Origin of the sequence: Corallococcus sp. AB045 (assembly GCF_003668895.1) — a bacterium.
GTDB lineage: Bacteria > Myxococcota > Myxococcia > Myxococcales > Myxococcaceae > Corallococcus > Corallococcus coralloides.
In genome coordinates this window covers 13,522-37,398 of record NZ_RAWN01000017.1, presented here as the reverse complement: position 1 = coordinate 37,398, position 23,877 = coordinate 13,522, and the positions used below count along the sequence as shown (strand labels likewise).

Here is a 23,877-nt window from a genome sequence, read left to right as displayed (position 1 = left end):
GAGCTTGGACCCACTCATGACTGTGTAAGCAGCCACCCACACGCAACAATGGGACGGCTGACACGAGAATCAATTTGTCCGGCTCACCTGTCCCCCGAAAGCACTCCCCCATGGCCCTGCGCACCGACCTCTCCAAGCCCGTTGTCGCCACCCAGAACCGCACCGACACGAAGCCGGTGAACACCGTGAAGCCGCAGGGCCCGGTGGGCATGAGCTCGCAGTCCAGCTTCAGCGCGGGCGCGCCCTCCAAGGCGAAGGCCACGGTGGCGCTGAACGGCGTGGGCCAGAAGCTGACGCCGGGCCCGGTGGACCTCACCAGCCCCCAGGCGCAGCAGGCCGTGCAGCAGACGGTGTCGTACGTGAACCAGAAGAACCCGCAGCTGACCGGCATCACGGGCGGCACGTCGTTCTCGCCGCGCACGGTGGAGCGCGACCAGCTGGGCATGACGCACGTGCGCATGGACCGCATGCACGAGGGCCTGAAGGTCGCCGGTGAGCAGATCATCGGCCACCTGGACGCGAAGGGTCAGTTCGACAGCCTGACGGGCGACGTGTCCAACGTCCCGGTGGGCATTGGCAAGGCGCCCACGAAGCTGACCGCGAAGGACGCGCTGGCCGTGGCGCAGAAGGACTTCAACGGCGAGACGTCCAAGGCGCCCACCGCGGAGAAGGTCATCGTCAAGGGCAAGGACGGCCAGTACCACGCCGCCTACCACGTGACGCTCACCGACACGAAGGTGTCCAGCGGCAAGGACCCGCGCTCGATGAACTACTTCATCGACGCGAACACCGGCGAGTCGCTCAAGCAGTACAACACGCTGAGCCACCTGGACCGCACGACCAACGCCAGGCGCGCTGGCGGCACCTCCGGCACGCCCGCGCAGACGCCCACCCCGCCGACGACGCCCACCACGCCGGGCAGCGCGGGCCGCGTGGCGGACGACCAGACGATGTACAGCGGCAAGGTCGACATCCAGACCACGAAGAACAAGGACGGCACGTTCTCCCTGGATGACAAGACGCGCGGCAAGGGCATCGTGACGTACGACGCGAAGAACAAGGCCGAGGCGTCCGGCACCACGGGCTTCACGGACAACAACGACGTCTGGGGCGAGAAGACCGACCCGTCGCGCGCCGCCACCGCGGTGGACGCGCACTACGGCGCGGAGATGACCTACGACTTCTACAAGGAGATCCTCGGCCGCGACTCCATCGACGGCAAGGGTGAGAAGCTGGTCTCCTACGTGCACACCGACGTGAACCTGGTGAACGCGTTCTGGGACGGCGAGAAGATGCAGTACGGCGACGGCGACGGGAAGGACTCCGGCCCGCTCACCACGCTGGACATCGCCGGCCACGAAATCACCCACGGCCTCACGGAGCGCACCGCGGGCCTGGAGTACGAGGGTGAGTCCGGCGGCCTCAACGAGTCCTTCAGCGACATCATGGGCACCGGCGTGGAGTGGTTCGCCAGCCAGAAGAACAGCGCGGTGAAGTTCGACTGGGCGGTGGGCGAGGACGCGTGGACGCCCAAGAACGGCGACAACACGGACGCCCTCCGCTACATGAACGACCCGACGGCGGACGGCTACTCCATCGACAACTACAAGAACTTCCCGAAGATGACGGAGGTCCACGGCTCCAGCGGCATCGCGAACAACGCCTTCTTCCTGCTCACCGAGGGCGGCAAGAACAAGACGTCCGGCATCGAGGTGAAGGACGGCATCGGCATGGAGAAGAGCCTGAAGGTCTTCGGCCGCGCGCTCACCACGTACATGACGCCGCAGACGAACTTCTCCCAGGCCCGCGCCGCCACCATCAAGGCCGCCACGGACCTGTACGGCAAGGACTCCACCGAGGCGAAGAAGGTCGCCGAGGCCTGGACCGCCGTTGGCGTGACCAAGTAGTCCTCTGAGCTTTCAGGCCCGGATGGGAGCCCTTTTGCTCCCGTCCGGGCCTTTTTCATTTCACTGCTTCGACAGGGCTTCCTTCTGTTCGGCCTGCAGGTCACGGACATGCTCCCCGGCGACGTCCACGGTCACCTGATGGAGCGTGCCGGTGAACTCGAAGGGCGCGGCGTAGCGCTTGCTCACGGATGACTGCTCGTCCCGGCCGCAGGTGAGCCCCTCCCCCAGGCTGATGGCCACCGGCATGGTGTCGTCGATGGTGCTCTGCGCCACCAGGTCCCCGTTGATGTAGAGCCGGCCGCGTCCGGGGGTGCCCTTCCCCACGGCGGGCTCCGCCTTGCCGGTGGGCTCGAACTCGAACCGCAGCTCCGAGCGCCCCTCCGGCACGTCCACCGCCGACTCGATGTGGAACTCCTGCTCGCCGAGGTAGTTGTAGGCGTAGTGCAGCTTCCGGCCCTGGATGAAGAACGTGTAGCCGCCGGTGAGGCCGCCGTGGCTGAGCAGCACGCCCTCCGTGCCGGGCTTCACCTCCGCGTCGGCGGTGATGGTGTGCGGCCGGTTGAGCACGTGCACCGCGGCGTTCTCCGGCGCGGGGGACGTGTGCGGCCGGTACACGTAGCGCGTGCGGTCCTTCGTGAGCTGCGGGCGCTCCGTGGCGAACACGGCGAAGCTGGGCGACGCCATCGGGAACACCTGGTAGCGACCCGCTTCCGCGTACCAGAGAGCGATCATCTCGATGAGCTTGCCCCGGTGCTCCTCCGCCACGTTCCGCGTCTCGGAGCAGTCTTGCGCCACGTGGTACAGCTCCCAGCCGTGCGTATCCAGCTCGCGCAGCCGGTCCTCGTCGAGCAGCGACTGGCCGAACGCCTCTCCAGCCTCCGTGAAGGACGGGCCGGGGAACGGGCACACCGCGCGCCAGCCGTCGTGGTAGATGGCGCGCGAGCTGAACATCTCGAAGTACTGCGTGCGGTGGCGGCTCGGCGCGTCCCCGTCGTTGAACGTGTGCTTGAGGCTGACGCCCTCGATGGGTGACTGGGTGACGCCGCGGATCTCCGCCAGCGGCTCCAGGCCCAGGCAGTCCAGCACCGTGGGCACCATGTCGATGGCGTGCGCGTACTGCGTGCGCACCTCGCCCTTCGCCTGGATGCCCTGGGGCCAGTGGACGAGGAACGGGTCGGTGGTGCCGCCTCGGTACGTCTCCCGCTTCCAGCGGCGGAACGGCGTGTCCCCCGCCCAGGCCCAGCCCCACGGGTAGTGGTTGAAGTGCTTCGGGCCGCCCAGGTCTTCCAGCGCCGCCAGGTTCTGCTCCAGGGACTCCGGCGCGTTGTTGAAGAACTTCAGCTCGTTCACGGAGCCGTGTGGCCCGCCCTCCGCGCTGGCCCCGTTGTCGGACAGCACCATGATGAGCGTGTTGTCCAACTCGCCGGTGTCCTCCAGGAACTTCAGCAGCCGGCCGATGTGGTGGTCCGTGTGCTCCAGGAAGCCCGCGAACACCTCCATCATCCGCGCGTAGAGGTGCTTCTCCTCCGGGGGCAGCGAGCCCCACTCCTGCACGTCCGGATCATGCCGGGACAGCTGCGTGCCCCGGGGAACCACGCCCAGCTCCAGCTGCCGCTGGAACACCTTCTGGCGGTAGGCGTCCCAGCCGTCGTCGAACTTGCCCGCATAGGCGTCCGCCCACTCGCGGGGGACGTGGTGGGGCGCGTGCATGGCGCCCGTGGCGAAGTAGAGGAAGAAGGGCTTGTCGGGCGCGACCTGCTTGGTGTCCGCGATGCAGTCGATGGCGCGGTCCACCAGGTCCGGCGTGAGGTGGTAGCCCTCCTCGGGAGTGCCGGACGGGCGGATGGCGTGGTTGTCGTGGATGAGGTCCGGGTAGTACTGGTGCGTGTCTCCGCCCAGGAAGCCGTAGAAGCGCTCGAAGCCACGGCCCAGCGGCCAGCGCGAGTACGGCCCGGCGGCGCTCGTCTGCTCCGCGGGGGTCAGGTGCCACTTGCCAATGGCATACGTGTTGTAGCCGGCCTCCATCAGCATCTCGGAGAGGAAGCCATTCTCGAAGGGGATGGTGCCGTTGTAGCCGGGGTAGCCCAGCGACGTTTCGGTGATGGTGCCCATCCCGTTGGAGTGGTGGTTGCGGCCGGTGAGGACACACGAGCGCGTGGGCGAGCACAGCGCGGTGGTGTGCATGTTGTTGTAGAGCAGCCCGCCTTGCGCCAGCCGGTCCAGGTTTGGCGTGCGGATGGGCGAGCCGTAGCAGCCCAGGTGTCCGAAGCCCATGTCATCCAGGATGATGAACAGGACGTTGGGCGCGCCGGGCTTCGAGCGAAGGGGCGCTGGCCACGCGGGAGACGACTGCTCCCAGGTGCGTCCGATGACGCCGGGGAAGGGACTGCCGGGTTTGTATTCCTTGAGGGACATGAGCGAGCGCGCCTCCACGCGAACCGGAACGTTCTCTTGCGTGAGGTGCATCGCCCCCGGAGGCAGCGAATCTGCCCCCGGGACGGAGGCGGCCGGACCCAGGCCCTGGCCGCCTCCTGCTTCACGCCCCGCTCACGTCACGGGGAACGGGTTGCGTTCGTGGAACTGCCGCTGGTGGAAGTACGGGTACGGCCAGGGCGTGGTGCTGGCGGCGTCCAGCGTGGCCACCTGCGCGGGCGTGAGGTTCCAGCCGATGGCGCCCAGGTTCTGGCGCAGCTGCTCCTCCGTGCGCGCGCCGATGATGACGTTGGACACGGTGGGCCGCTGGAGCACCCAGTTGAGCGCCACCTGCGGCACCGTCTTGCCCGTCTCCTGGGCCACGGCGTCGAGCGCGTCCACGACCTTGAAGAGGTACTCCTCCGGCACCTGCGGGCCGCCGGCCGCGGTGGCGGGGTTGTTGAGGCGGCTTGTCTCCGGCTTCGGCGCGCCCCGGCGCAGCTTGCCGGTGAGCCGGCCCCAGCCCAGCGGGCTCCACACCACCGCGCCCACCTTCTGGTCCTGCGCGAGCGGCATCAGCTCCCACTCGTAGTCCCGGCCCACGAGCGAGTAGTAGGCCTGGTGGGCCACGTAGCGCGCCAGGTTGTAGCGCTCCGACACGGCCAGCGACTTCATCAGGTGCCAGCCGGAGAAGTTGGAGCAGCCGAGGTAGCGGATCTTCCCCGCGCGCACGAAGCCGTCCAGCGTGTTGAGGACCTCCTCCACGGGCGTCACCGCGTCGAAGGCGTGGAGCTGGAACAGGTCGATGTAGTCCGTCTTCAGCCGGCGCAGCGCGGCCTCCACGGCGCGCGTGAGGTGGAAGCGCGAGGAGCCCACGTCGTTGGGCCCCGTGCCCGCGCGGAAGGTGGCCTTGGTGGAGATGATGGCCTTGTCGCGCCGGCCCTCCAGCGCCTTGCCCAGAATCTCCTCCGCGAGCCCCGCGGAGTAGCCGTCCGCGGAGTCGAACATGTTCACGCCCGCGTCCAGCGCGATGTCCACGAGCCGCGTGGCCTCCTTCACGTCGCTGGAGCCGAAGCCCTTGAAGAACTCACCCGAGCCACCGAACGTGCCCGTGCCCAGACTGAGGACGGGGACCTTGAAACCAGAACCACCCAGCTGCCGGTATTCCATGACGTTCACCTCGTGACGAAGCGGGACGAAAGGCGGCCCACGTAACGGGCCGTGGCGCGGCGCGCAACCGTCGTTTCGCGACACGCGTGATGCTTGAAGCGGCGCGTGGGGGCGCCCATCATGCGCGCGCCTTCCCGGGCGGGGAGGCAGGGGTCCAGGTCTCACGTGAGCACGTCCGCGCCACCCGCATCCGGCCGTCCGCCCATCCTGCGGGCATTGGGCTATCTGCGCCGCTACCGCCTGGAGGCGTTGGGGGCGCTGCTGTCGCTGCTGCTCGTCTCCGTGGCGAACCTGGGCGCGCCGCAGATGATCCGCATCGCCATCGACCACGGGCTCGCGCGTGGGGAGATACAGCCCGTGTGGCTGGCGGTGGGAGGCCTGGTCGCCATCGCGCTGGGGCGCGGCCTGTTCAACTTCCTGCAGGGCTACCTGGCGGAGCGCGCGTCGCAGGGCGTGGCGTTCGACCTGCGCGACGCGCTCTTCGCGCGCATCCAGCGGCTGTCCTTCAGCTACTACGACCAGGCACAGACGGGGCAGCTGCTCACGCGGCTGACGAGCGACGTGGAGGCGGTGCGCACCTTCGTGGGCAGCGGCGTGGTGCAGTTCGCCGCGGCGGCGGCGATGCTGGTGGGCTGCGCGGGGCTGCTGCTGTACCTGGATCCGGTGCTGGCGCTGGCGGCGCTGAGCACCGTGCCGCCCATCCTGTGGGTGCTGCGCCGGTTCATGCGGCGGATGCGTCCGCTGTTCGGACAGTTGCAGGCGCTGCTGGGCTCGCTCAACAGCACGCTGCAGGAGGACCTGCGCGGGCTGCGCGTGGTGCGCGCCTTCTCCGGCGAGGCGCGGGAGCTGGAGCGCTACGGGAAGACCAACGCGGAGTTGAAGGACAAGAACCTGCGGGTGGTGGACGCGCTGGCTGCCAACTTCCCCTTCGTCACCTTCTTCGCCAACCTGGGCACGCTGATGGTGGTGGGCGTGGGCGGCTGGCGCATCCTCCATCAGGAGCTGACGCTGGGAGAGCTGGTGGCCTTCACCAGCTACCTGGCCTTCCTGCTGATGCCCCTGATGACGCTGGGCTTCTTCGCGGCCAGCATGTCGCGAGCGAGCGCGTCCGCGCAGCGCGTCTTCGAGCTGCTCGACACGGCGGTGGAGGTGACGGACCGCCCGGGCGCGGTGCCGCTGCCTCCTTTGCAGGGCCGCATCGAGCTGCGCGACGTGCGCTTCCGCTACGCGGGCAGCGAGCGCGAAATCCTGTGCGGCGTGAGCGTGACGCTGGAGCCCGGACAGCTGGTGGCGGTGCTGGGCACCACCGGCTCCGGCAAGAGCACGCTCATCAACCTGCTGCCCCGCTTCTACGACGTCACCGGGGGCGCGGTGCTGCTGGACGGGCACGACGTGCGGGACGTGACGCTCGCGAGCCTGCGCTCGCAGATGGGCGTGGTGCTCCAGGACGCGCTGCTGTTCTCCGGAACGGTGCGGGAGAACATCGCCTACGGGCGCCCGGAGGCGACGCAGGCCCAGGTGGAGGCCGCGGCGGAGGCGGCCCAGGCGGCGGAGTTCATCCGCGAACTGCCCCAGGGCTACGACACGGTGGTGGGCGAGCGCGGCGTGGGGCTGTCCGGCGGGCAGCGGCAGCGGTTGGCCATCGCGCGGGCGCTGCTCACGGATCCGAGACTGCTCATCCTGGACGACAGCACGTCCGCGGTGGACGCGCGCACGGAGACCGCCATCCAGGGAGCGCTGGACGCGCTGATGCGGGACAAGCGCAGGACGGCCATCGTCATCGCCCAGCGCATCAGCACCGTGCGGGACGCGGACCTCATCCTGGTGTTGGACGAGGGGCGCATCGCCGCGAAGGGACGTCACGAGGAGCTGAAGGCCACCAGCGAGCTGTACAACGACATCCTCGGGTCGCAGCTGCTGCCGCCGCGCCAGGAGGAGGTGGCATGAGGCGGCCTGGAAGCATCGAGGCGATGGCGGAGCTGGAGACGGGCCGGGCGCAGCACCGCGGGAAGGTGCTGCGCCGGCTGCTGGGCGAGCTGCGTCCGCACGCGGGCACGCTCACCGTGGCGATGGCCTTCATCCTGGTGGGCGCGGCGTGCCAGGCGCTGGGGCCGTACCTGATGAGCCGGGCCATCGACCACGACATCGGCTCGGGAGACGGCTGGGGGCTGTTGCGGACGCTGGGGGTGCTGTTCGTCGTCTACGTCGTGGGCGTGCTGACGCAGCAGGCGCAGACGCGGCGGGTGGGCCACACGGGGCAGCACGTCCTGTCGGATTTGCGCCAGCGCCTCTTCGCGCGGCTCCAGCAGCTGCCGCTGTCGTGGTTCGACCGCCGGCCGCTGGGCGACCTGATGAGCCGGCTGCTCAGCGACGTGGACACGCTCAACCAGCTCTTCGCGCAGGGGCTGACGCAGCTGTTGGGGTCGCTGCTGGGACTGGTGGGCGTGCTCGTCGCGATGTTCGCGCTCAACTGGCGCCTGGCGCTGGCGTGCTTCTCCCTCATCCCCGCCATCGTGCTCACCACGTGGTTCTTCGCGTCGCGGGCGCGCAATGCCTACCGCAAGACGCGGCAGACGGTGGGCGACGTGACGGCGAACCTCCAGGAGGAGATTGGCGGCGTGCGGCAGGCGCAGGCGTTCAACCGCACGGAGAAGAACATCGAGCGCTTCCGCGACCGCAACGCGGCCAACCGCGACGCGAACGTGGCGGCGGTGGGCATCACGTCCGCGTTCTCGCCGGCCATCGACCTGCTCTCCACGCTGTCCACGGCGCTCGTGATTGGCTACGGCGGCGCGCTGGCGCTGAGTGGGCAGCTCACGGTGGGCGGCGTGGCGGCGTTCCTCATCTACGTGCAGCAGTTCTTCCGGCCGGTGCAGTTGGCCGCGTCCGTGGCCGCGCTGATGCAGTCCGCGCTGGCGGGGGCGGAGCGCATCTTCTCCATCCTCGACGAGGCAACGGAGCCGCCAGACGTGGCGGGCGCGGTGGAACTGGGGTCGCTCCAGGGCCAGGTGGTGTTCGAGGGCGTGTCCTTCGGGTACGACGCGTCGAGGCCGGTGCTGCGCGACGTGTCCTTCCACCTGGAGCCCGGCCAGACGCTGGCGCTGGTGGGTCGCACGGGCGCGGGCAAGACGACGGTGGCCAGCCTGGTGCCGCGCTTCTACGACGTGACGGGGGGCATGGTGCGCGTGGACGGCGAGGACGTGCGCCAGGTGACGCGCGGCAGCCTGCGCCGGCAGATGGCCATGGTGCTCCAAGAGCCGTTCCTCTTCAGCGGGAAGGTGGCGGACAACATCGCCTACGGGAAGCCGGACGCCACCCGCGAGGACGTGGAGGCGGCGGCGAAGGCGGTGCACGCGCACGACTTCATCACCCAGTTGCCGCAGGGCTACGACACCGTGCTGGGCGAAGGCGGCGCGACGCTCAGTCAGGGGCAGCGGCAGTTGCTCGCGTTCGCTCGCGCGGTCATCGCCAATCCGAGGGTGCTCATCCTGGACGAGGCGACGGCGAACATCGACACGCGCACGGAAGCGCTCATCCAACTGGCGCTGGGGCAACTGTTGTCCGGCCGCACGAGCATCGTCATCGCGCACCGGCTCAACACCATCCGCCACGCGGACCTCATCCTGGTGCTGGAGCACGGCACCGTGGCCGAGCGGGGCAACCACGAGGAGCTGCTCGCGAAGGGCGGGCTCTACGCGGAGCTGTATCACCAGCAGTTCCGCGACACGCCGGAGCCGACGGTCAAGGCGCTGGGCTGAAGGCGCGCCACCGGCCGCGGCTCCCCAAAACCTGTCCGACTGTCGGACAGGTTCGTGCGGCCCCGGGCGGAGCGCTGGCCCCCTGGCCACGGCGCTCCAAAACCTGTCCGACTGTCGGACAGGTTTCTTCGGTGCGTCGCGGCGGGGACTTCGCCCCTGCTTCGGGCGGAAACGTGCACCCACGGTGATCGACCGTTGCGCGCTGGACCACCTCCGTCATTTTGACGCCCTCTGGGCCTGCATCCCGCTTGCACGGTCGAACGCCCTTCGTTACCCAGCGGCCGAGGGTGCGGCCCATCGGCATGCGCTTCGCGCCGGCAGTCCCCATCTCCAGCATTCATTGCGTCGAAGTAGGACGCGCCCCCTTCACCCCTTCAGGGAGCAGGCATGGCAGGCAGTCGAGGGACAGCATTGGTGACGGGTACGTCCGCGGGTATCGGCGCGGTGTATGCCCGAAGGCTGGCGGCGCTTGGGTATGACCTGGTCCTCGTCGCTCGGCGGGAGGAGCGGCTGAAGGCGCTGGCGGCGGAGCTGACGGCGGCGCATGGCATCCGCGCGGAGGTGCTGCGGGCGGACCTCACGGTGCACGCGGACCTCCAGCGGGTGGCCGGGCGCGCGGCGGGTGACGACCTCACCCTGCTCATCAATAACGCGGGCGTGGGTGGCTATGGCCCCTTCGCGCAGGTGGAGCCCGCGGCGCTGGAGGGCCTGGCGAACCTGCACATGATGGCGCCGATGCTGGCCACGCGCGCGGCGCTGCCCGGCATGCTGGCGCGGGGCAAGGGCGCGGTCATCAACGTCGCCTCCCTGCTCGCCTTCTCCGGCGCGATGCCACCGGGTCCCCTGCCCCACCGGGCCACCTACGCGGGCGCGAAGGCGTTCCTCGTCCACTTCACCCGCACGCTCGCGGGAGAGCTGCGCGGCACGCCCGTGGTGGCGCAGGTCGTCTGCCCGGGCATGACCTTCACGGAGTTCAACGGCGGCTATCCCGGCACCATGTCGCCGGAGGACGTCGTCACGGCGTCGCTCGTCGCGCTGGAGCGCGGTGAGACGGTCTGCGTTCCGGGACTGGAGGCCGCGGAGTCCCTCACGGCCCTGGAGAAGGCGGAGGCCGGATTGCTGCGTGGTGCGACCCACGCATTGGCCGGGCGGTACCGGACGGCCTGAAACGCATTTGCTGCACATGCATCCATTTTGGCGTTCATCTGCACGGAGGAAGCACTCATGAGCGGAACCTCGACGCGACCCGCGGAGAAGAGCGGCACCTTCAAGCTGGGCGGCGACCTGCCCGTCCACCGGCTGGGCTACGGCGCCATGCAGCTCACGGGCCCTGGCATCTGGGGCCCGCCCAAGGACCGGGCGGAGGCGGTGCGCGTGTTGCGCCGCGCGCTGGAGCTGGGCGTGGACTTCATCGACACGGCGGACTCCTACGGCCCCTACGTCAGCGAGGAGATCATCGCGGAGGCCCTGCACCCCTACGCCAAGGGCGTGGTGGTGGCGACGAAGGCGGGCCTGGTGCGCACGGGGCCCAACGAGTGGCATCCGGTGGGCGCGCCCAAGTACCTGCGCCAGGAGCTGGAGCTGTCGCTGCGCCGGCTGAAGCTGGAGCGCATCGACCTGTACCAGTTGCACCGCATCGACCCGAAGGTCCCGGTGGAGGAGTCGCTGGGTGAGCTGAAGGCGCTGCAGCAGGAAGGGAAGATCCGCCACATCGGCCTGTCGGAGGTGTCGGTGGAGGAGATTGAGCGGGCGCGCAAGGTGGTGGACATCGTGTCGGTGCAGAACCGGTACAACCTGACCGACCGCGTGCACGAGAAGGTGCTGGATTACTGCGAGAAGGAGAACCTGGGTTTCATCCCGTGGTTCCCGCTGGCGACGGGCGGTCTGGCGAAGCCGGGGAGCACGCTCGACTCCGTGGCGAAGAAGCACAACGCGACGCCCGCGCAGATTGCCCTCTCCTGGCTGCTGGAGCGCTCGCCGGTGATGCTGCCCATCCCGGGCACGTCCTCCGTGAAGCACCTGGAGGAGAACGTCGCGGGCGCGGAGGTGAAGCTCAGCAAGGATGAGCTGGCCGCCGTGGACGCGCAGGCGTCGGGGCGCTGAAGACCGGCACTCACTTCCGCTTCACGTAGCGCAGGAGGAGCGTCACCAGCTCCTCCTGGAGCAGCCCCTGGGACAGGGACTCGGGGCGCTCCACCACGGCTCGGTGGATGACCGCGTGGGACACCGTGTCGATGAGCCACAGGGCCAGCTCCGGGTCCGGCACGTCCGTGCGGAATTTGCTCAGGGCCTCCAGCATGGGCGAGTCGTCCGGATCCCATTTCCTTGCCGGACGCGCTGGCAGTTCCTCCGTCAGCGCGTGGTGCAGCTTCGGATTCACCGCGTGCGCCGCGAAGCCCAGCGCCACCAGCGTCCGGATGAGGTCCTCCAGCGTGTTGAACTTTCGCGTCGCCAGCACCTCTCGCGCGGCGGCGCGCTGCTCCTTCACGTGCCGGCGTAACACCTCCGCCACCAGCGCCTCCTTGCTGGGGAAGAACTGGTAAAGCGATGCGACGTTCACGCCCGCCCGCTCCGCGATGCGGTTCGTCGTCAGCTTCGCGTAGCCGTCGCGCACCAGAATGTCAGCAGTTGCCTGCACCAACGCGTCCACCGTCGCTCGCGAGCGCTCCTGCGTGGGTGTCTTCCGAGGGGAAAGCTTCGCGCGCGGCATGCCGGACTCCTGGGGCGGGAACGCAAGCTGACAACATAAGCAGTCCCTTACATTCTTGTCTCCGTCGCCGCTGACTCGCGACAGGAGACCTTCCATGTCCCATGACATCCTGCCGGTGCTCGTCATCGGCGCAGGGCCCACAGGCCTGACGCTCGCTTGCGACCTCGCTCGCCGGGGCGTTCGCGTGCGCATCGTGGATGCGGCGCCGCGTCCCTTCGTCGGCTCTCGCGGCAAGGGGCTTTCGCCTCGCACGCTGGAGGTGTTGGACGACCTGGGCGTGCTCGATGCCGTGCTCGCCGCGGGCAATGCCTATCCCCGCCTCCGCATCCATTGGCGGCGCTTCGTCGTGGGGCGCTGGACCATGATGGCCCGCCGCGCCGTGACCCCGGACGTGCCCCACCCCAATCCCCGGCTCGTGCCCCAGGCCCGCACCGAGGGCATCCTGCGCGACCGGCTGGCGTCGCTGGGTGTCTCGGTGGAGTTCGGCACCGCGCTCACCGGCTTCACCCAGGACGACAGCGGCGTCACCGCCACCCTCACACGCGACGGCGCGGAGGAGACCGTCCGCGCGGAATACCTGGTGGGCGCGGACGGCGGACACAGTCGCGTGCGCAAGGAGCTGGGCCTGACCTTCCACGGCGTCACCCATGAGGAGGAGCGCATGGTCGTGGGCGACGTGCGCGTGGACGGATTGGACCGCACGCACTGGCATGTGTGGCCCTTCGCCACGGGCGGCATGGTGGCGCTGTGCCCGCTGCCCGGCCCGGACCGCTTCCAGCTCGCCCTCCAGGTGAAGCCTGGCGGCACCGTGCCGGAGCTCACCGAGGCCGCGATCCACCAGCGCATCCAGGAAGGTGCCCGCCCGGGCTCCAGGCTGCGGCTGCATGACGCGAGCTGGCTGTCCGTGTACCGCCCCAACGTGCGCATGGTGGACCGCTACCGCGTGGGCCGCGTCTTCATCGCGGGCGACGCCGCGCACGTGCACCCGCCCGCCGGAGGCCAGGGGCTCAACACCGGCGTGCAGGATGCCTACAACCTGGGGTGGAAGCTGGTCCACGTGCTCCAGGGCGCGGCCCCTGCCCTGCTCGACACCTACGAGGCGGAGCGGCTGCCCATCGCCGCGCGGGTGCTCGGACTGTCCTCGAAGCTGTTCGACGGCATGCGGCAGGGACGCATGAAGGCACTGAACCGCGGCGACGAGCTGCTGCAGCTGGGCTTGAGCTATCGCGGCGGTCCGCTCGCTCCGGAGGTCCCCGGCGACACGGCCCGGGTGCAGGCCGGAGACCGTGCCCCGGACGCCCCCTGCGTGGATGCTCGCGGCGAACCTGTCCGACTGTCGGACAGGTTTCGCGGCCCCCACTGGACGCTGCTCGCCTTTGGCCCCGCGCACGCGGGTGTCGAGGCATGGGCTCGCGAATGCCCAGGGGATTCCGTGCGCGTCGTCCACATTCTCGGAAAGGGCGCGGCCCCCAGCTCCGAGGCCCTCTTCGACAGGGACGTCCACGCCCACCGTGCCTACGACGTGCTCCCGGGAAGGGCTGCACTCATCCTGGTGCGCCCGGATGGCTACGTGGGACACGCGTCCCGGCCCGGCGACCTCGCTGCGCTGACCGCATTCCTCACGCCGCTCCTGCCCGCGCACGCAGAGGTCGCGCTGGACGTAACCGCTGGAACGCCCGCCGCGTAGAGGGAGCAACCTGCGGGGCTTCGCATTCTGGCGAGGCCCATGGAGACTCTCCCCATGTCCATCCGCTCCTTCCGTGGAAGCGCCGCCCGCGCAGCGCTCGGCCTCCTGACGCTGTCCGCCTGCGGCTCTGGCGACGACACCGACCCGTCCTCCCGGCGCTTCCGCGTGCGCATCGAGAACGTGGCGCCCTTCCAGAACCTCAAGTCCGGCCGCTTCGACACGAAGGTGAGCGGCACGTCCCCAGGTCCGCTGGCCCCGGGTGATACCTACGAATTCAGCTTCACCGCGGGCCGCAACCACCGTCTGTCCTTCGCCACCATGTTCGGCGCGTCCAACGACTGGTTCTTCGGCACCGAGCCCCAGGGCATCCCGCTCTACTCTTCCGACGGGCAGCCGCTGATCGGCAACATCACCTCGCAGGTGGTCCTCTGGGACGCCGGCACGGAGGTGAACGAGGAGCCCGCCGTGGGCGCGCACACCGCGCCGAAGCAGGCCACCTCCACGGACGGCCCGGGCATCAACGACTTCAACTCCAACAACGTGCGGCGCGTGGGCGCGCAGCCCGTGCTCAGCAGCGGCCTGACGTTCAATCTGCCCCCGCTCGCATCGATGATCCGCGTGCAACTGGCCCACGACGCGGCCACCCAGCGCTTCACCATGCGCATCGAGAACGTCTCCGACGACCGCAACACCCTCAGCACCTCCGAGGGCATCAAGCCCGTGCGCATCTCCCCGGGAGTCTGGGTGGTGGGCGCAGGCAATGAGCCCCTCTTCACCGAGGGTCAGCCGGACCGGGGCCAGGGCCTGGAGACGCTCGCGGAAGGCGGCGACGCCACCGCCCTGGACACCTGGCTCAAGCCGCTGAACGGCGTGGCCACGCCCCTGTCACCGGGCGTCTTCGCCGTGCACAACGCCGCCTCGCCGCTGTTCACGGAAGGCGCGCTGGACCGGGGCCTGGGACTGGAGGCGCTCGCGGAGACGGGCGATGCCTCGCGGCTGGCCAGTGCCCTCTCTTCGACTCCGCCCACGGGCGTGAGCAAGTCGGGCACCTTCAACACGCCCGTGGACGCGTCCGCCCCCGGTCCCCTCCTGCCGGGCCGCGCCTACGAATTCACCGTCAACGCCAGCCCCGGCGACCGGCTGACCTTCGCGACCATGTTCGGCCAGTCCAATGACTGGTTCTTCGGCCCCGACGAGCAGGGCATCACGCTCTTCGACAAGGCCAATGCCCCCGTGACGGGCGACATCACGTCCAAGGTGTACCTGTGGGACGTGGGCACGGAGCTGGACGAGGAGCCTGCCGCCGGCCCGCACCAGGGCGCTCCCGAGTGGACCGTGGACACCGACAAGACCGTGCGCCGGGTTCCTCCGTCGCGCTACGGCACGCCCCTGTCCCAGCACCTGCGCGTCACCCTCGCGGCGGAGTAGTTCACGCCGCGCTTCACGCGGGACGTCAGACGGCCTCGCGCTCCAGGGTGTCCTCGTCGTCGGAGTCCACCGCGGGCCCGTCCTGGAAGGCGCTGGGCAGCAGGCTGAAGGGCAGCACCTTCGCCAGCGCCGCCAACAGCAGGATGCCGCCCGGCGCGGCGAAGATGGCCAGCGCGGGGATGGCCTTCGCCACGTCGATGAGCTGCGCGCGCATGCGCTGGCGCTCGTCGGCGGTGAGCTTCTGGCGCCTCGCCGCCTTGGTGAGCAGCACCGCCAGGTCGCCTGTCTCGCGCGCCTCCTGCATGAGCCGGTGGAAGTTCTTCTCCAGCGTCTCCTGCATGCCGCCCATGAGTTCCTCGCCCATGGCGCCCGCCGCGTCCGACACGGTGAAGACATCCACCAGCGAGCGGTGCCGCGCGTAGAACTCCGCCATCTCCAATTCCAGACGGCGCAGCTCCGCGTGGGGCACATGCAGCGCGCCCGCCAGCGTGTCGATGAAGGCCCGCTCCCGCCGCGTCCGCCGGCCGTCCACCAGCGCCGCCAGCAGCGCCTGCTCCAGCAACAGGTGGCGCATGTCCACACTGCGCACGCGGCGCACCACGTCCCGCACGTCGCGCTTGCGCTCGAAGGACTGGCGCACCGCGGCCTTTACCTCGCCCTCCAGCGCGTGCGGCAGCTTCAGCCCCTCCACCTGCCGGAGGATGGCGCGGCGCGCGGGCGCGCTGGGCTCGCGGTCCACGCACGCGAGCGCCGTGAGCACGTCCACGAGCAGCGCCTTCTGCCGCGCCGCGAAGTCCCGCCGCCGCTCCACCACCGCGCGAGACAGCCGCCCGCGCGAGAACAAATCAATGGCCTGCCGGCAGAACAGCTGCGCGTCCGCGTACTGCGCGCCGTTGTGCAGCACCAGGCCGTACACCGGGTCACCGGCCAGCGACGGCGCCCGCTTGTCGAGCGCGTCCTCCACCCGGCCCACCATCCGCCGGGGCACCGGCAGTCCCGCCGCGAGCCTCGCGTCCAGCGCCATCGCCAGGTCCAGCTCACCCGCCAGCACCGCGAAGAGCACCAGCAGTTGCTCCACCCGGGGGCCCTCGGGCGCGTCCATCACCCGCGCCAGGTCCAGCGCCATGCGCGCCAGCGTGCGCACCACGGAGTGGAACAGCTCGTCCTCTACCGCTCGCGCCGGGGCGTCGAAGGGCTCACCGCCATCCACCGGCGAGGGCAGCGGCACGGGCGTGCCGTAGACGAGCCCGGAAGCGCGCAGCGTGCGGCGCAGGAAGGCGCGTCCCCGGGCCCGGCCGGAGGCGGTTTCCGGAAACGGAGGTGCCGGGACGGACACGGGGGTGCGTGCATGCGCGGCGACCACATCCGTCAGGAGCGTGGCCAGCCAGGTCCCCCTTCCAAAAACCAGCACCGCCACCGGTACACCCCTCGAAAGCGTGCGGCCGGACCCCGCCGGAAGCGCACGAGGCGGGGAATAACCCAGTCGCTTCCGCGATGCCACCCGACCCCAAGCCCACGGCGGCGTCTGGCAACAGATGCTGATGCCTGGTGGAAAAACAGCGCGCCCGTCCACCCAGGGCGGACGAGCGCGGCGCGAGAGGCCCTCGCGACAGGAAGGCCTACAGCGGGGTGGCCTTGCCCGGCTCCAGGGCGAGCACCTTGGTGGTGGCCCGGGTCTTCTTCAGCTCGGTGGTGAGCGCGTCCGGGGTGCCGGCCAGGGCGGGGAAGGTGCCGTAGTGCATGGGCACCACGGTCTTCACCTTCAGCAGCTTCGCGGCGACGGAGGCCTGCGCGGGGTCCATGGTGAAGTGGCCGCCAATGGGGAGCAGGGCCACGGTGGGCTTGAACTGCTCGGCGATGAGGGCCATGGAGCTGAAGGCCCCGGTGTCACCCGCGTGGTACAGCGTGGGGCCGTTGGCGATTTCGATGACGAAGCCCAGGGGCGCGCCGGCGTACTGCGACGCGGCCTTGGGGTCGGCCTGGTAGCTGCTGGAGTGGACCGCCTCCACCAGGTGGATGGTGGCGTCCTTCACCGTGAACGTCCCGCCCGCGTTGGCGCCCACACCCTGCGCCTCCGGCAGACCCAGGAGGTTCACCAGTTCGAAGGAGCCGTAGACCTTGGCGCTCGTCTTCTGGGCCAGGGCCTTCGTCTCACCCACGTGGTCGAAGTGGCCGTGGGACACGAGGATGGCGTCCACCGCCTCCGGCCACGTGGCGCCCTGCGGCGCCTTGGGGTTGGTGAACCACGGGTCGATGGCGATGGTCGCGCCGCCCGGCGTCTTCACCACGAAGGCGGCGTGGCCCCACCACGTCACCTCCGTCTTGCCCGCCGTGGCCGCCGCCTTGCCCGCCGCCGCCTTGGCCGCCGCCTTCACGTCGGCCTTGCCCGCCGCCGGCGTCGTCGGCGTGCCCTGCGCGAAGGCCGCGCCCGCGACGCCCAGCACCGCGCCCACCACCACTGCCTTCAGCTTGTTGCCCATCGTTGTCCACTCCAGGAGGAAGGAAAGAGACGACATGTCGCCGTGCCGCCCGGGGGCGCCGCACGGCCGGGGCGCGACATACCACCCCGCCAGGGAGGCGGAAGGGGGCTGGCGCGTCCGGTTGCCTTGGGAAGGACACATGCCTTCATCCACCCACGGCGGGGGATTGTGGCCCCGGGGAGGATGCAGCGCGCTACGCTCGACGGTCGCGTGGACCATCGATTCCAAGTCAGCCTCCGCGGGGTCATCGACCTCCTGTCCCACCACCTGTACAGCTCGCCCGGGGTCTACGTGCGGGAGCTGCTCCAGAACGCCACGGACGCCATCCGCGCCCGCCAGCAGCTGGAGCCCCAGGCCACCGGAGCCGTGGGGCTGGAGCTGCGGGAGAAGCAGGACGGCGGGCCGCCCACCCTGCTCTTCACGGATGAAGGTGTGGGGCTGACGGAGGAGGAGATCCACCGCTTCCTGGCCACCATCGGCGAGTCCTCCAAGCGCGAGCAGCTGGAAGCCCGCCGCAACGACTTCATCGGTCAGTTCGGTATTGGCCTCCTGTCGTGCTTCATGGTGTGCGACGAGCTGCTGGTGGTGACGCGCTCGGCGAAGGGGGACGGGCGGACGCTGGAGTGGCGGGGCCGGCACGACGGCACCTACGACGTGCGCGTCTCCGAGCACCCGCTGGACGCCCCCGGCACGCACGTCTACCTGGTGGCCCGCCCGGACATGGCGGAGTGGTTCACGCCGGAGCGGGTGCGCCAGCTGGCGAAGCACTATGGCGGCCTGTTGCCCTTCCCCGTGCGGCTCACGGTGGACGGGCAGACGGAGGCGCTGAACCCGGACGGTCCGCCCTGGCGCCGCTTCTACGAGACGCCAGCAGACCGGCGGCAGGCGCTGCTCGCGTACGGGCGGGAGGTGTTCGGCACGGACTTCCTGGATGTGATTCCGCTGCGCTCGGAGGCGGGGGACGTGGACGGCGTGGCATATGTGCTGCCGGCGTCGCCGCACTTCAACGCGAAGCAGAAGCACCGCGTGTACCTGAAGCAGATGCTGCTGTCGGAGAGCGCGGAGAACCTGCTGCCGGAGTGGGCTTTCTTCGTGAAGTGCGTGGTGAACGCGAACGGCCTGAGGCCCACCGCGAGCCGCGAGTCCTTCTACGAGGACACGGTGCTGGCGAAGGCGCGCGAGGCGCTGGGCCAGTCCCTGCGCAAGTACCTGATGGACCTGGCGCACGACGATCCCCGGTCGTTGCAGCGGCTGATTGCGCTGCACGGGCTGTCGGTGAAGGGGCTTGCGCTGGACGATGACGACTTCTACCGGCTGGTCATCCACTGGCTGCCGTTCGAGACGTCGCTCGGGGTGATGACGTTGGCGGACTACCGGAAGTCGTGGCCGGTGGTGCGCTACACGCCGACGTTGGACGGGTTCCGGCAGGTGGCGCGGGTGGCGGCGGCGCAGGGGCTGTGCGTGCTGAACGCGGCGTACACGCACGACACGGCGCTGCTGGAGAAGCTGCCGCACGTGGTGCCGGAGGCGCAGGTGGCGCCGTTCTCGTCGGCGGACCTGCCGCAGAGCTTCGAGGAGCTGACGCTGGACGAACGCGAGGCCGTCTACCCACTGCTGCGTCTGGCCGAGCGGGTGCTGGCGCCGTTCCGCTGCGGGGTGGAGGTGAAGAAGTTCTTCCCGGCGGAGGTGCCCACGCTCTACAGCTCGGACGCGGAGGGCGCGTTCAAGCGGGACGCGGAGCGGGCGCGGGAGGAGTCGGACGACCTGTACGCGGGCGTGCTGGACGGGGTGATGGCGGGCACGGGCGGACAGGAGCGCGCGTTGCTCTGCCTCAACCTGCACAACCCGGTGGTGCGCCGGCTGGCCGCGGTGGAGGGGCGGGAGTTGCTGAAGCTGTCGGTGGAGATGCTCTACGTGCAGGCGCTGCTGTTGGGTCAGCACCCGCTGAACGCGCAGGAGATGGCGCTGCTGAACCATGGACTGCTGGGGCTCATCTCGGCGCGGCTGGATGACAGTGGCGGAGGGGGCGGTTCGTCGGGTCCGGGCTCGCGGGGGATGCACTGATGGCGGACTGGCGCCAGCAGGTGGAGGCCCTGCGCGGGCAGGCGGAAGAGCTGCCGGAAGGCGACGCGAAGGTGCGCGCGCTGGAGGAGGCGGTGCGGCTGACGGACGCGCACGGCGACGTGCCGCTGGGGTACGAGCTGCGGGACTCGCTCATCGACGCGGCGACGTTCGGGGGGTATCCGGACAAGGCGCTGGTGGCGTTCGCGTGGTGCCGGGGGCAGCAGAAGAAGGACCCGCAGCGGTTCGACCCGGAGGACATGCTCTGGAAGCAGAAGTGGGTGGTGGGCCGGCTGGACGAGTTCCCGCACATCAGCCGCAAGCAGATCTCCGACGCGCTGGATGACGTGGATCAGAGCTTCGCGAAGCTGGACGCGGGCAAGCGGGCGGCGCTGAAGCTGCGCTACCAGATGGCTCGGGACATGGGCGACACGGAGGAGGCGGAGCGCCTCTGGGAGGCGTGGCTCGTCACGCCCAGGGACCACCTGACGGACTGCCGTGTCTGCGAGCTGGACGATGAGCTGGACCACCACGTGGACAAGGGCGAGTGGGAGCAGGCCATCCAGAAGGCGAAGCCCATCCTGGACGGGCGCCAGTCCTGCGCGGAGATTCCACACCTGACGCTGGGCACGCTGCTGTATCCGCTCTTCAAGCTGGAGCGGATGAAGGAAGCGCGGGACTGCCACATGCGCGGCTACGCGATGGTGGCGAAGAACCGCGAGTTCCTCTCCACGGTGGGAGAGCACCTGGAGTTCCTGGCGCTGACGGGCAACCTGTCGCGCGGACTGACGCTGCTGGAGAAGCACCTGGGCTGGGCTTTGGAGCACTCCAGCTACCGGGACCGGTTCAGCTTCTACACGGCGGCGTCGTTCCTGGTGGGACAGGTGGTGGCGGACGGCCGCGACGAAGTGAGCCTGCGATTGCCCCGCGCGTTCCCGATGCACGCGGTGGACGGGGGCTACGGGACGCGAGCGCTCAAGGACTGGCTGGAGTCACAGGCGCGCGACATCGCGGCGCGGTTCGATGCAAGGAACGGGACGAAGCGGTTCACGGGATTGCTGGCGCGCAATGAGGTGCTGGCGAAGGAAGCGCGGCTGTTCCCAATTGACCGACCAGACTAAGCTGCGATGCCGGGCAAGCCAAGCTACCATCAATACTAAACAACACCACCCCCAACCACACAACACTCCACCCCACCAAACCTCCTTGAGAGTCATCACAGCCACAAGCCACAACCAATTCATCTTCCTCGCACAGTTACGATATCGCGAAGCAAACTGCCTGCTGCGCGGCAAAGAATGGCAAGGAGCTCTATATCTCGCAGGATACATAGCCGAATGCGCCCTCAAGGCAGTCATTGCCAAGAATTATGGAGGCAGGCTCCCGGGGAGATTCGCAATTCACGACCTCGCCATACTGATTGATGAGGCATGCAAATTCATCAACGCCTCAGATCATCAAACAGTCCGTGCCATCCCCCCGTGGACCCACCTATATCGATATAGCAACGAGCCCACTACCGCCAAAACCGCAGTCAACTTCGTCAACGTCGCAAAGGAAATCCACCGATGCCTATCGACATACCTCTAATCACCAAACTACTCGACAACGAACTATCCAAAATCAGCATCGTCGCCGACAAAATTGATATCGACCTCTTGGACAACGCAGGGGAGGCGATTGTCATCCGAGTCATCTCGAATGCATTCGATGGCCAAACATACCTAGACCGCGAAATGCGAATCCGTCCAGCGGTCGCACGTGCTCTCATTGCCGCGTCGTTACCTCGAACCTCTTATGTCTTAGAATTAAACTCACCAGACGAGTTCGAAGAGCCAACTGACGACACATCCGAGGCGGCAGATCAAGAAACACCTCAAGAAGAGCGGCTCAACAGGAAGGCATGGCGCGAGCAGCAAAACGCCATTATTCGGGCGCTAGAGGCGGGGAGATACAATATCGATCCGCTCATCAACAACTCACTAATCATCGCTTCAAAAGAAGGGCTTTCGACAGAAAAAATCCTCATTGCGTTGGCCCCCTCACCCAACGCCAGCACCGTCGATCTCGAGCTAAGGAAATCAATCACACTGGCACGACAAAGCCAGCGATTCCAAGCCTGTTACTACATCACCCCACGAAAACTAGAGAGGCCATTTTCAAATCAAACAAACGCAGACTGGCTCCAAACGCTTGACGCCATAGCGTTTCTACACAGCCTCAACAACTCCGTCACCCTGGCCCAGCAACTTATACGCCATTGCGAACTCGAATCGGCAAAACTGGCTCCGGAACACAAGGGCCAAATTATCGAACCGACCGTCATCGCAGGCGGCTCAGAACAGAAATCCGTCTCTTTTTTCGACTTCATCCGCACATGGCTTAGCCGACCAAAGCCCTCCTTTCTAGTACTCATGGCTCCTGCCGGCCACGGCAAAACAACCCTAACGATTGAGCTGACCCGGCAACTCGCCAAGGACTTTCTCGCAGGACAGAGTGGCCAAGTTCCTCTTCTTGTACCCTTTGAATCAGTACGCCGCACCGTAGACTTCGAAGCGCTAATGCATAAACGTCTCGACCAACTCCGAGGCGGTACTTTTGGGGTGTTCGCCGAACTACTCAAGAGTGACAATGCGGCACTTCTGATTGACGGTTTTGACGAACTGGCAGATGACGCAGGCGCTGCTGTTGCCGAAAACCAAGTAAGAAGCATGCGCACCCTTGTGTCTGGGAAGGCCAAAGTAATCCTCGCCGGACGCTCCGCATTCACACACCAGTTTGCCGGCAGCCAAAGCGTAGTCGAGCGAGTCAGAAGCCTTCTAGGCGATGTAGAGGTTGAAACGCTTGAAATCCTACCCTTCGACTCCGACCAAATATCAACATACATAAGCACTCGAGACGGCCTCTCTACACAACAAAAAGAGGCAGCATTCGCATTCTCGACCGCATCGCCAGACCACGAGGAACTCTGCTCAACCCCTCTTTTCTTAAAGCTCATCTGCAGCTTGGCAAGTCAAAACAAGACACTGCAACTCAACGAGGCCGTGGCGAGCGTAGACTTCCTGATCGACAAGGTCTGCGAGCGGGAAGAAGAAAGGCAAAACCTTGGAATTGGAGTAAAGGAACAAGTCGAATTCTTGGGGAACATAGCAGCGGAGGGCTTTGGCATAGGCGCAGGCAGGGTAACAGAAGACGACGTCCGCATTTATGCCGATGCGTTTGCGGAACGCGCCCACGCGGCATCTCCAGAGTTAGCGGGCCGATTGATGGACCACGCATTCCTCAACAATGCAGGAGAAGGTAGACTGGCGTTCGTCCATCCATTCATTCGAGATGTTGTTCTTGGCCGATTCCTCAAGCAGGAAACCGCACTCGAAGGAATCAAAACAAACTCGGTCATCTCACAGCATGACCTTCCAGAGGGAACAATCCAATATCTCTCGAAGGATGTCTTGAGCCAGCGGACCATGACTCCATCCGGTTGGCTTTCTGAAACCGGAAGAACAACAAGCCAAGCACGAAGGAATCTTTTTCGTATTGTAACGGCTGGCGCCGAGTACCGTCGTCCGGAAGCTCCTCGCCTCTGGTGGGAGGAACACTGGCTCGTAGACAAAACGATCAGAGGCCTAGATCTGTCGAATCTAGTCCTTCAGAGCCTCTCATTTGACGAGTTGACCTTAAATGGCTGTAAACTCGAAGGCACGCTTCTCGAAGACTGTGAGTTCATTGGAACAAAAATCCATGCATGCGACTTGAATCTCGCACTTTTTGTCGACTGCCAAATCTCAGCTCAAACTGAATTTTTTGCAGGCATACCTTTAAGGGTTTCTGTCCGTTTGGCCGATAGGTCCGTGACGACCGACTCCTGGGAAGACCTAAAGGAAGTTCTTCAGTCGACCCAAGAGCCTCTCATCCGGCGACAGGCATCCGGGCGAAATGCGACTGAAACATGCTCGCAACTACTACGCGAGTTGCTATCGCACTTGGCTGATCCGGAAGGTCGTTTTCACCGGCGATCCATGAGCGATCTTCGCCTTCGCAATGATGATCGGGGACTACAGCTCGCCTTTGACAAGGTGATCCTCCCGACAGCGTTGTCGCGAATGTGCGAGAGCGAACTTGTCGCAGGCTCAAAGGAGCTGTTTGCGCTTTCCAAGCCATGGAGGAAGCAGGTGGTTGACTACCTAAAAAATGGACGGCCTCCTCTCCGCCTGCGCGAACTCATATCGAAAATGTCGATTCGAGTTGCAAAGTACGTTTAAAT

Annotated in this window: 16 protein-coding genes; 11 read left to right on the top strand and 5 right to left on the bottom strand. The window is 67.6% G+C overall.

Annotated elements, in window-relative coordinates:
- Positions 1-110 precede the first annotated feature (110 nt).
- Positions 111-1,907 (top strand): M4 family metallopeptidase, encoded by a 1,797-nt coding sequence (locus D7Y21_RS06520; RefSeq protein ID WP_121711960.1) that lies wholly within the window; start codon positions 111-113, stop codon positions 1,905-1,907.
- A 60-nt stretch (positions 1,908-1,967) separates the two neighbouring features.
- Here the strand turns inward: D7Y21_RS06520 and D7Y21_RS06515 are convergent, their stop codons facing one another.
- Positions 1,968-4,322 (bottom strand): arylsulfatase, encoded by a 2,355-nt coding sequence (locus D7Y21_RS06515; RefSeq protein WP_121711995.1) that lies wholly within the window; start codon positions 4,320-4,322, stop codon positions 1,968-1,970.
- A 132-nt stretch (positions 4,323-4,454) separates the two neighbouring features.
- On the bottom strand, positions 4,455-5,489 hold the full coding sequence (locus D7Y21_RS06510; RefSeq protein ID WP_120561776.1) for an aldo/keto reductase: 1,035 nt from the start codon (positions 5,487-5,489) through the stop codon (positions 4,455-4,457).
- Positions 5,490-5,654: 165 nt separating this feature from the next.
- Between D7Y21_RS06510 and D7Y21_RS06505 the strand changes: the two genes are divergently transcribed.
- The 4 genes from D7Y21_RS06505 to D7Y21_RS06490 all read left to right on the top strand — a co-directional run bounded on the left by D7Y21_RS06505 (position 5,655) and on the right by D7Y21_RS06490 (position 11,350).
- Positions 5,655-7,436 carry an ABC transporter ATP-binding protein gene (locus tag D7Y21_RS06505; RefSeq protein WP_121711959.1) on the top strand — a complete coding sequence of 594 codons (1,782 nt, stop codon included), beginning with the start codon at positions 5,655-5,657 and terminating at the stop codon, positions 7,434-7,436.
- Positions 7,433-9,247 (top strand): ABC transporter ATP-binding protein, encoded by a 1,815-nt coding sequence (locus tag D7Y21_RS06500; RefSeq protein ID WP_121711956.1) that lies wholly within the window; start codon positions 7,433-7,435, stop codon positions 9,245-9,247. The genes D7Y21_RS06505 and D7Y21_RS06500 overlap by 4 nt, the downstream gene beginning before the upstream one ends.
- 387 nt (positions 9,248-9,634) lie before the next feature.
- A complete protein-coding gene (locus D7Y21_RS06495; RefSeq protein ID WP_121711954.1) occupies positions 9,635-10,414 on the top strand; it encodes an SDR family oxidoreductase in 780 nt (259 codons plus the stop codon).
- Positions 10,415-10,471: 57 nt separating this feature from the next.
- Positions 10,472-11,350 carry an aldo/keto reductase gene (locus tag D7Y21_RS06490; protein WP_120562554.1) on the top strand — a complete coding sequence of 293 codons (879 nt, stop codon included), beginning with the start codon at positions 10,472-10,474 and terminating at the stop codon, positions 11,348-11,350.
- A gap of 10 nt (positions 11,351-11,360) precedes the next feature.
- Here the strand turns inward: D7Y21_RS06490 and D7Y21_RS06485 are convergent, their stop codons facing one another.
- Positions 11,361-11,957, bottom strand: a complete 597-nt coding sequence (locus D7Y21_RS06485; protein WP_158627243.1) for a TetR/AcrR family transcriptional regulator — start codon at positions 11,955-11,957, stop codon at positions 11,361-11,363.
- Between the two features lie 94 nt (positions 11,958-12,051).
- Here D7Y21_RS06485 and D7Y21_RS06480 point away from each other — a divergent pair, with 94 nt between their 5' ends.
- Together D7Y21_RS06480 and D7Y21_RS06475 are read left to right on the top strand one after the other, a co-directional pair.
- Positions 12,052-13,644: an FAD-dependent oxidoreductase gene (locus D7Y21_RS06480; protein ID WP_121711952.1), complete on the top strand. Its 1,593-nt coding sequence runs from the start codon at positions 12,052-12,054 to the stop codon at positions 13,642-13,644.
- A 54-nt stretch (positions 13,645-13,698) separates the two neighbouring features.
- A complete protein-coding gene (locus D7Y21_RS06475; protein ID WP_121711950.1) occupies positions 13,699-15,072 on the top strand; it encodes a spondin domain-containing protein in 1,374 nt (457 codons plus the stop codon).
- A gap of 25 nt (positions 15,073-15,097) precedes the next feature.
- On the opposite strand, the gene D7Y21_RS06470 is transcribed toward D7Y21_RS06475, so the two are convergent.
- Entirely contained in the window at positions 15,098-16,489 is a 1,392-nt protein-coding gene (locus D7Y21_RS06470) for a TerB family tellurite resistance protein (protein ID WP_233612004.1), read from the bottom strand.
- A 202-nt stretch (positions 16,490-16,691) separates the two neighbouring features.
- The gene (locus D7Y21_RS06465) at positions 16,692-17,552 is read right to left on the bottom strand and encodes a metal-dependent hydrolase (protein WP_120561782.1); all 861 of its coding nucleotides are present in this window, start codon (positions 17,550-17,552) and stop codon (positions 16,692-16,694) included.
- A 210-nt stretch (positions 17,553-17,762) separates the two neighbouring features.
- Here D7Y21_RS06465 and D7Y21_RS06460 point away from each other — a divergent pair, with 210 nt between their 5' ends.
- The 4 genes from D7Y21_RS06460 to D7Y21_RS06445 are packed head-to-tail and all read left to right on the top strand — an operon-like array spanning position 17,763 to position 23,875.
- Entirely contained in the window at positions 17,763-19,616 is a 1,854-nt protein-coding gene (locus D7Y21_RS06460) for an HSP90 family protein (protein WP_121711989.1), read from the top strand.
- On the top strand, positions 19,613-20,734 hold the full coding sequence (locus D7Y21_RS06455) for a hypothetical protein (RefSeq protein ID WP_121711948.1): 1,122 nt from the start codon (positions 19,613-19,615) through the stop codon (positions 20,732-20,734). The genes D7Y21_RS06460 and D7Y21_RS06455 overlap by 4 nt, the downstream gene beginning before the upstream one ends.
- Positions 20,637-21,203 carry a HEPN domain-containing protein gene (locus D7Y21_RS43600; RefSeq protein WP_121711946.1) on the top strand — a complete coding sequence of 189 codons (567 nt, stop codon included), beginning with the start codon at positions 20,637-20,639 and terminating at the stop codon, positions 21,201-21,203. Before D7Y21_RS06455 ends, D7Y21_RS43600 begins: the two co-directional genes overlap by 98 nt.
- Entirely contained in the window at positions 21,182-23,875 is a 2,694-nt protein-coding gene (locus D7Y21_RS06445) for an NACHT domain-containing NTPase (protein WP_121711987.1), read from the top strand. Before D7Y21_RS43600 ends, D7Y21_RS06445 begins: the two co-directional genes overlap by 22 nt.
- Positions 23,876-23,877: the final 2 nt, after the last annotated feature.